This window comes from Methylocystis sp. sgz306128, from assembly GCF_056032725.1.
On the sequence record NZ_JBVYWO010000029.1, the window covers coordinates 1 to 1,195 of the forward strand.

The 1,195-nt window shown below is 54.1% G+C and carries 1 protein-coding gene; it reads left to right on the top strand.

Annotated elements, in window-relative coordinates; all coding sequences use genetic code 11:
- Positions 1-59: 59 nt before the first annotated feature.
- Positions 60-1,195 (top strand): IS3 family transposase gene (locus AC0N03_RS16735; protein ID WP_474290047.1). Its coding sequence is split into 2 segments (ribosomal slippage), with 1,137 coding nucleotides annotated over them: positions 60-306 and positions 306-1,195; the frame shifts between segments, so codons are not numbered across the junction. This gene is flagged as partial in the annotation.

Consider the following 1,195-nt stretch of genomic DNA (forward strand, 5'->3'; position numbering starts at 1 on the left):
TGAATAGCCCCTAGAATTGTAGACACCTTGTCCCTTAAAAATGAGGCAAGGAGATCGTCATGGGTAATGCCAATTTCACAGAAGAATTCAAACAGGACGCGGTTAAACAAATCACGGAGCGCGGCTATTCGGTTGCTGATGTTTCGAAGCGTCTGGGGGTCAGCACGCATTCCCTTTACGGTTGGATGAAGCGCTACCGGGCACCGGCCAAACCTGTCGTCAAGGACGAGCAAGCCTCAGAGATCCGGCGGCTTAAGCTGGAACTGGCCCGCGTCACCGAGGAGCGTGACATATTAAAAAAAGCGACCGCGTATTTCGCCAGAGATGCAAAGTGAAGTACGCGTTCATCAAGGCGCATCGTCCGCAATTCAATATCCGGGTCATGTGCCGCATGCTTCGCGTCCATCCAAGCGGGTTTTACGCATGGCTGAAGCAACCGCTCAGCAAGCGCGCGGCGGAAGATGCCCGCCAGACAGAACTGCTGAAAGAGGCATGGGAAGATAGCGGCAAGGTTTATGGCTATCGCAAGCTGCATGACGACCTGCGTGACCTGGGTGAGCCATGCTGCCCAAATCGTGTGGCAAGATTGGCGAGAATTGCGGGAGTGAAGGCGCAAATCGGCTATAATCGCCGTTCCGGCACCTATGGTGGCAAGCCATCAATCGCTGTCGACAATACGCTGGATCGCCAGTTTGATGTCATGGCGCCGGATACGGTCTGGGTCACCGATATTACCTATATCAGAACCTACGAAGGGTTCACGTATCTGGCGGTCGTGATTGACCTGTTTTCCCGTCGTGTGGTCGGCTGGGCTATGCAAAGCAGACAGCCCACTGATCTTGTCTTGCAAGCCCTGCTCATGGCGGTGTGGCGCAGGAAGCCGAAAGGCAAAGTGCTGATCCATTCTGACCAAGGCTCGCAATTTACCAGCATCGAGTGGGCGTCGTTCCTGACACAGCACAATCTTGAGCACAGCATGAGCCGACGCGGCAACTGCCACGATAACGCCGTGGCGGAGAGTTTCTTCAACCTGCTCAAACGCGAACGCATTCGCCGTAAAACCTACCAAACCAGAGACCAGGCAAGGCAGGATGTGTTCGACTACATCGAGATGTTCTATAACCCGCAACGTAAGCATGTCAGAAACGGCATGCTGTCACCGGCTGACTTCGAGCAGCAGCAAAAATTGAAACTG